Origin of the sequence: Victivallis lenta, from assembly GCF_009695545.1 — a bacterium.
Lineage (GTDB): Bacteria > Verrucomicrobiota > Lentisphaeria > Victivallales > Victivallaceae > Victivallis > Victivallis lenta.
Genome location: NZ_VUNS01000015.1, coordinates 120,437 through 127,850, shown reverse-complemented (window position 1 = coordinate 127,850; position 7,414 = coordinate 120,437). Strand labels below are relative to the sequence as shown.

General features: G+C 53.2%; 4 protein-coding genes and 1 pseudogene. 2 read left to right on the top strand and 3 right to left on the bottom strand.

What is annotated here, in order from left to right:
* The 3 genes and pseudogenes from FYJ85_RS13970 to FYJ85_RS13960 form a co-directional block, all read right to left on the bottom strand.
* A pseudogene (locus FYJ85_RS13970) lies at positions 1 to 659 on the bottom strand (hypothetical protein); the annotation flags it as partial.
* A 389-nt stretch (positions 660 to 1,048) separates the two neighbouring features.
* Positions 1,049 to 1,786, bottom strand: a complete 738-nt coding sequence (locus tag FYJ85_RS13965) for a DUF1559 family PulG-like putative transporter (RefSeq protein WP_154419265.1) — start codon at positions 1,784 to 1,786, stop codon at positions 1,049 to 1,051.
* Positions 1,787 to 1,822: 36 nt separating this feature from the next.
* The gene (locus FYJ85_RS13960; RefSeq protein ID WP_206213195.1) at positions 1,823 to 4,909 is read right to left on the bottom strand and encodes a hypothetical protein; all 3,087 of its coding nucleotides are present in this window, start codon (positions 4,907 to 4,909) and stop codon (positions 1,823 to 1,825) included.
* Between FYJ85_RS13960 and FYJ85_RS23175 the strand changes: the two genes are divergently transcribed.
* Both FYJ85_RS23175 and FYJ85_RS13955 read left to right on the top strand, forming a co-directional pair.
* The gene (locus FYJ85_RS23175) at positions 4,889 to 5,416 is read left to right on the top strand and encodes a hypothetical protein (protein ID WP_206213194.1); all 528 of its coding nucleotides are present in this window, start codon (positions 4,889 to 4,891) and stop codon (positions 5,414 to 5,416) included. The genes FYJ85_RS13960 and FYJ85_RS23175 overlap by 21 nt on opposite strands.
* Positions 5,417 to 5,522: 106 nt before the next feature.
* Positions 5,523 to 7,412 (top strand): family 78 glycoside hydrolase catalytic domain, encoded by a 1,890-nt coding sequence (locus tag FYJ85_RS13955; protein WP_206213193.1) that lies wholly within the window; start codon positions 5,523 to 5,525, stop codon positions 7,410 to 7,412.
* Positions 7,413 to 7,414 lie beyond the last annotated feature (2 nt).

Genomic DNA, 7,414 nt, shown 5'->3' with positions numbered 1-7,414 from the left:
CGGCTGTCGGAAATATATTGAAGCTGTTCATAATAGGCGCAATCCATCAGGGTTTCAAAGGAACATGCCTGCAACGTTCTCCAGGAACGGCGAAGCAGCCGGGTCATCCGCTCATCACCGGGGACGTTGAGGTCGCGTCGGAGTTCCCATGGATAACCGGTCTGGAAAAAGCGGACGGATTCGATCTTCACATTCCCCCGGATCGTCATTTCCAGCGTCCGCCCTGCGTGCCACCAGTAATCACGCCAGCGGATGCGTTCTCCGGTGAGCTGAAAACGGTCGCCGGGACCGCTGAAGTAGGGATACGGTTCTCCCGGCTTGTGTCCGGTCGGAAAACCGTCAGGCGGCGTCGGAGCATCATATCCCGGCTCCGCCCAGCGGAGCCGGACCTCGCCCGTGCCGGAAAAGATGTAGTCTCCATAGACGCAGACATAATCGTCAAAACAGAAAAACGGTCCGCATTGACGGTAGTTGTGAATCTCCTCGCATCGCATCGGCGGCAGCGGTGTGGATTCCAATGGCCGCGGATCATTGACATATTCAGGCTTTTTCCACTCCCCGCCTCCGCCTTCGAACGCTCTCCAGTTGAAAGCCTCATCGGTCAGGATGTGCGCATAACTGCCCCAATCGGTCTTGCTGTTCGCAAAACTGCATCCCATGCAAAGCTGATACTCCCAGTCGGAAGAAAGTACACCACTTTCATCTTGAACGAATATTCCCGGCTTGACCGACATCTGGCCATAAGCAGTCAGGGCAGGGCCGAATGCGAAAAGCCGGGCGGTAAGGACATGTTTCCCCGGCGCAAGCGGAAGTTCCACGGTTGCCGTAAACCAGCGTTCCGGTGTACCGCGCGGCGGTCCGTCGGCAATCACTTCGCCGTCGCAAAAAAGAGTTGCCCGCTCATCCGCACTGAATGAAAAACGCAATACAACAGGCTCCGCAACTTCGAAAATATTTCGAAAAACGGCAAAATAAGGAGGCTCTACGCCCCATCCATAAGGACGCATCCATATCTGAGATGTCATAAGAAACTCTGTAAATTCAGAAATTAAAGACTATTGAGAAACGCTTCATGGTTGGCCGCTCCTACTGTACCTCGGACACTTTTGGCATATGTGTATTTAAGTGTTTGAGCAGAACCGTCGAGACGGCCGAAAACCGACGAGGCTCCACTATGCGTCCAGTAGGCCGGAGGGACTTTATCCTGACGCAGATAGTGGTCTGCGCAGTAGCACCACATAATGACTCTAGTACCGGGAACTTGAGTAAAAGATTTTCCGAATCCCTTGAGATAACCTCCTCCGCCTGCATTTGCGGATTCATCACGCCCATAAATGTAATCTGCAAAGTTGACAAATCCTGCTCCTGCTCCCATTTTGTCTGTAAACGGGCATTTGAAAACAGCAGGACGATTTTCCCCATCTGCGTTAAGTTGAATATATTTATTCGGATCGCTCCCCGGAATCATTCCTGTTTTGGCAAGGAGACCGATGCCGACGGCATTTATACCACTTTGGCACGCACGGGGATCGTCGACTCCGGAGGAGTAATTTGCAGGTGGAAGACGTTTATAAGTATTCGTATACATAGCAACGGCGAGGGTAAGCTGCTTCATATTGCCGACACAGTTCGTTGTTTTTGCGGAAACGCGTGCTTTATTCAGTGCAGGGAGCAGCATCGCCGCGAGGATGGCGATGATCGCGATCACAACCAGAAGTTCAATAAGCGAGAATGAATTGCGGCTTCCGGTAGATGATTTTTTGAAATTGGTAAAACGCGTTTTCATAAAAGGCTCCTTTCTGGGATTGTTTGTCGGGAAACTTTACTCTTCAAATACAATAACCGGATATCCGATATCATTTCTGCCGTCGCCACGGATCTCCGTGAGTGAATGATAACCTACACGGCAACGCCCGTCGTTGTCGTTGACCAGCAAGTTAAAACGGAACGGTTTGCCGCGGACGATTCCAAGCCGTTTCGCCGGGAATTCCATCTCATAAACCGTATCTTTGGCTGTTTCATTGCGGATGATGCTGACCGGAATTTCCTCAAGCAGTGCATCGCCATCGCCTTTGCCCGGCTTCATCCAGCAGAATTTGCGGATCTCACCATCATTATCCTTGGCAATACCGACCTTCCACATGCCGCCGGTAATGGTCTGCGAAAAGAAGATTTGCAGGCCGTCGCCCTGATAAATCTGCACGCCTTTCTGATCCTGAAAATGGATGTCGTCGCGCACCACGACCCTGGCTGCGATTTTATCGGGGGATTTCCAGCCCAGCCAGAGCCTGACCGAGCAGTCATCCGCGCCCTTGTAAATGCAGTCGGCATACATCGGGTCGTTCGGCGAAGTCTGCATGTAGCTTGACGCATCCTGCAGCGAGAAATCCGCCGGACGGTTGAAATTCGCATTCGCGGGCAACCGGAATTGCGGAGTCAGGAATTTGCGGACGGCGAATTCACCGAGTTCCGTATCGAAAGTCAGGGTGAGCGCCTGCGGTTTCCGCAACTTTTCCGGTTTGACCGGATAACGGAAAGTCCCGTCGCCGCCGACAGCGAGTTCACGGGCGCTGCCGTCGGCAAATGCGCCGGTAACGGACTTCACGCCGCTTCCGGAGGCAAGTTTGAATTCACCGAAATCTCGGGTTGCCGTGAAAACCTCTCCCTTGATTTCCGGCAATGTGTCCTGTTCCAACGCAAGCGTCATCGGTGCCGAAGAGACGTGCAGCAGGAGTTTTCCCTTTTCCGTCCTGACCGGTGTGCGGTTGCCGAAAACATCTATGAATTCCGCTTTGCCGGTGACGCCTGTGAGCTCGAACAACCGCTCGGAAGCAGGCGGATAAAGTGTCCAGCCGGGAATCAGAAGGGTGTCGCCTTTTTTGAAGAGAAACATGTAGCAGTCGCCGACGGTGAGATCGCGCACCAATCCGGCGCCGCGGAAAAGCCTCGTGACGTTGTTGTAGGCAAGATAAGCCTCCTTGGGTTCCAGCGCATGGTCGAGCAGCCCGAAATTGTGTTCCTTATTGAAGTGGTCGCGGCCAAGATCGTACATATTGTGCCAGACGTGGGCGACGGCCCCCTTGACCTGCGAGTAGACCATCTTTTCAAAGAGAATTTCCGCCTGCGCCAGACGAGTGCAGAAGCTCGAGGTCATCGCCGTTTCATTTGCCGCCCACGGCGCTGTGACGCCCCACTCTTTGCGGGCTTCGAGGAAGGCGCCGATGCCGCCGACGTATTCATGAAAAAATCCGTGATAATGAATCGGATGAAGATCATATTTCCCCCTGGCCGCTTTCAGCGAGCGCGGCATGAAGTCCGGAAAGGTCATGCGCGGGTGCTGCCCCGGCATGCAGGTATAGCCGCAAGCGGAAACCTGAATCTTCGGATTGACCGACTTGATGACATCGTAGGCACGTTTCAGCAGTTCGGCATACTCTTCGGGCGTGAAGTTGGCGAAGCCGGGAAGTTCCGCTTCGTTCCAGATCTCCATGACGCGGATGTTCTCTTTGCCGTAACGTTCCACACAGTTGCGGACATAGGTTGTCCAGAGATCGTAGTCGGGAAGCGGAAAACCGAAACTCTGCATCACCGGTTCATAGGAGGGCTTCCACGTTTTCGAGGTCGCCCAGCGCGGCGGGAACCAGAGGATCGGCGCCCAGCGCAGTTTGGCGTCCTTTAAAATTCTGTAATGCGCATCGGGATAACTCCAGTCCCATTTGCCCTGATGGCGTTCGATATACGCCCAGATGATCGAGGAGCGGTCGAAGTCCGCGCCGCAGTAACGGGCGGCGCGCGCGGTGATTTCCAGACGTTTCAATGCCGGGGTCAGCAGCGCAACGCCATACTGCATGCCGTCGTGCTCTTCGGCATTGTTCGGCGGCATGAACCCGAGGCGGCGGCGGAAGACGACCGGACGGCCGTCCTTGCCGGGCAGAGTACCGCTGAGATGATACAGGCCGTAGAGTTGCGGTTCAGGCAGCGCAATCTCTTTGCTTTCGCCGGGAGCAAGTTCAATGTGTTCGATGATACGCTCAAGTTCCTTCCCGGCGTTATCGCTCCAGATCAGTTCGGCTTTGCCGGAAAGCGCTGCCGTGCGGGTGTTGGAAAAACGGACTTTTCCCGGCACGCCCTGCTGCCAGATGTTGAAATCGGAACCTTCACCCAGGTTGAACGCCAGTTCCACATGCGGGATTTCGTAAGTCAGATCAATCATCTGCACAGGCCCGGCCGAATCAATTCTGATTTTTTTCAGCGAAACCGACGTGCCGTCCAGTTCGTAGGGAACTGGATAGATGAGCGTATAAACATTGTCGTCGCCGGCTTTCACCGTTGCCGGTTTCTGCGCTTTTTCCTGCTTGCCGTGCAGCAAAAGCAACTGGGCCTGGGGAGCCGCGCCCGCCTTTACACGCAGACGAAACTGGCCGCCGCGGAGCACCGGGAAAAAGATACCCTCGCTGTATTCGAAGAATCGCTGGTCGTTTTCCGTCCCGGTCCTGAATTTTTCCCCCGGAACCGGTACGGCCTCACGCGCATTGACCGGTTCAGATTCCTCGGGAAATTTCTCATAACGGATTGATGTGACCAGCACTTCACCGGGGCCGGAGTTTGCCGGATAATCGACCGACATGCCGAGGAGGCTGACCGGCATGTCCATCTTTTTATTTGCGACAGCCTTGGCTGAACTTTTCCAGCAGCCGTTGGGTTTCGGGTCAAGACCGTTTATCCTGTAAATGAGCTGCGTCGTTTCCGGGCCGACATTTTTTTTGAACTGGAAAATTTCGCCGTCCTTGTCGATCAGCCGCAGAGCGAGCGCATTGAGCGTGCTTTTTTCCGAGCGCTTGAGTTTGACCGTTACGGTCAGCTTTTCAAAGGTTCCAAGGAGGGGGGCTTGCGGAAAAGTGAATTCCATGAATTTTCGTTCCGCCGGATTCCAGGTCAGTTTCAATGCGTCGAATGCGGGCGTAATGGTGACCACACCGCCTGCCGCCCAGCATTTGCGCTTCGGATAACGGCTGAAATCGACCTCTCCGGCGAAACCGCAACTGATTGCAGTAATCAGAAAAGTAAAAAAGAACTGCTTATATCTCATTCAGGAACTCCTTTTGTTGATCTGCAAATATTATACTTCAAACTCTTTATCATTACCTTTCTGAAAATGTCATTTTTTATTCACGAAGTGCCAATTCCTATTTCTTATTTCGTTTCATCAAACGGGAAGTCGAAGAACCGGGAAAAAATTTTAATATTTTTAAATGAAATTTGGAAAATTGCCATTGAAAAACAGCAGGAATATGCTACGCTAAAAAAAGCCACTCCTGAAAGCATCTGCCATCAAGCCATCACAGAAACGGAAACACATGAAAGAAATTCCAGAACATTTCCAGGGACAATGGATTACCACGGCCGAATTTTGTAACCTTCGTCCGCAAAACATGTTTCATCGACAGCTCGACACTGGTTCCCTTCCCGTTTCTGAACCGGAACGGCAAAACAGGCACATCCTTTTCCGAAAAAAATTCACAATGAAAGGAGCCGTTTCCACAGTTATCCGGATTTCAGGCGACGATTATTACAAGCTCTATATCAACGGTGTCCGAGTCGGGCAGGGGCCTGCGGCAGGATACCCTTTTCACTATTTTTACAATGAAATCGACATCTCCCGCTTTGTCCATGCCGGAGTCAATACACTGGCGGTACACTCCTATTATCAGGGACTCATCAATCGCGTATGGGTCAGCGGCGACCGCCGGCACGGAGTGATTTTCGATCTTCTGGCGGATGGAGAACTGATTGCGTGCTCGGATGAGAGCGTCCGCTGCCGGGAACACTCCGGCTTTGTCTCGGCCGGAATTACCGGATACCAGACCCAGTTTCTGGAATGCTACGATGCTGCGGCACCGGAGGTCGGATTCGAACGGCCTGAATTCGATGATTCCGGCTGGGAATGCGCCTGCATCCATCGCCATGCGGATTACCGCCTCTTCCGCCAGCCTTCGGAACAACTGACAATTGAGGAAATCCGTCCGGAAAAAATAGAAAAGTGCGGTGCGTCCTGGCGAATCGACTTCGGGGGGATCTTCGTCGGCTCTCTCCGCTTCCGGGCCTCCGGCGATCGCGGTCTTGAGGTCGTCATGTATTTTGCGCAGGAACTGGAGCCGGACGGTTCGCTCCGCTGGAAGTTGCGGGCCAACTGCGCTTATAAGGAGAGCTTCCTGCTTTCGGGGGCGGAATGGGATGTATTGAACCAGTTTGACTACAAATCATTTCGTTATGCCGAGCTGCAATGTCCTGCCGGTTGCCGGATTGATCCGGAGTCCATCGTGCTGGAGGCGCGGCACTATCCGTTTGTCCTGCGGGCAGCCTGCAACCGCAATGATGAAAAATCGCTGGCGGTCTGGAAGCTTTGCGTCGATTCGCTCCGCTATGGGGTGCAGGAGGTCATTCAAGACTGCATGGAGCGTGAAAAAGGCTACTACCTGGGAGACGGCTGTTACAGCCTGCTGACATTCTGCCTTCTGACCCGGGATTACACGCTGATGGAAAAGTTTTTCGATGATTTTCTGCGTACCGCTTTCGTGAACCGCGGGCTGATGACTTGCGCCGCCTGTTCCTTCATGCAGGAGATCGCCGAATATCCGCTGATCATGTTCGGCTTGCTGCTGGAGTACTGCCATCTCTCCGGGAATCGGGATTTCGTGCGGGAACGCTACGCCGCGTTTGCCGATATCCTTGATTTCTACCGTGAGAATTACGCGGAGGCTGACGGCTTATTGAATCGCCTCGACAAATGGTGCGTCGTCGAGTGGCCGAATAATATGCGCGACAATTACGATGTCGACCTGACCGAGGGCAAGGTGTGCGACACCAAACACAATGCGATCAACGCCTATTACATCGGCGCCGTCAAATGCCTGAATAAGATCGCCCGGTGGCTCGGACTTGAGCCGTATGCCGATGTTGCTGCATTGCAAGCAGCATTTGTGGAAGCGTTTTATGATCGGGAGCGAAAGCTTTTCCGTGACAGTGTGGAGTCCGGGCACATCAGTATGCCGGGAAACATTTATGCTGCGTTTTATGAATTATTCCCGGATCGTGCGGGAGTCAAAAACGTAATCGCGATGATACGTGAAAAACGGTTATCGCAAAGCCTGCTGTTTGTTACTTTTCCGCTTCTGGCGTTCCTGAAGAAAGAGAACGAGGATGAGCTTCTCCGGGAGCTGCTCACAGATGATCAGGCCTGGCTCAATATTCTTGCGGAGGGCGGTACGCGCACTTTCGAAGGATGGGGACGGGAGACGAAGTGGAATACATCGCTGTTTCATCTTACGCTGACATTCGGGGCGGCATTTCTGACCGACTGGAATGTCAGTGATATTCTGAGCTTCTCGGATGTTCCGCACGAAAAACACTGAAA

Bases quoted from the DNA above. Each gene is read 5' to 3' on its own strand.
- FYJ85_RS13965 (WP_154419265.1), bottom strand. From the start codon at position 1,786: ATGAAAACGCGTTTTACCAATTTCAAAAAATCATCTACCGGAAGCCGC.
- FYJ85_RS13960 (WP_206213195.1), bottom strand. From the start codon at position 4,909: ATGGAATTCACTTTTCCGCAAGCCCCCCTCCTTGGAACCTTTGAAAAG.
- FYJ85_RS13955 (WP_206213193.1), top strand. From the start codon at position 5,523: ATGAAAGGAGCCGTTTCCACAGTTATCCGGATTTCAGGCGACGATTAT.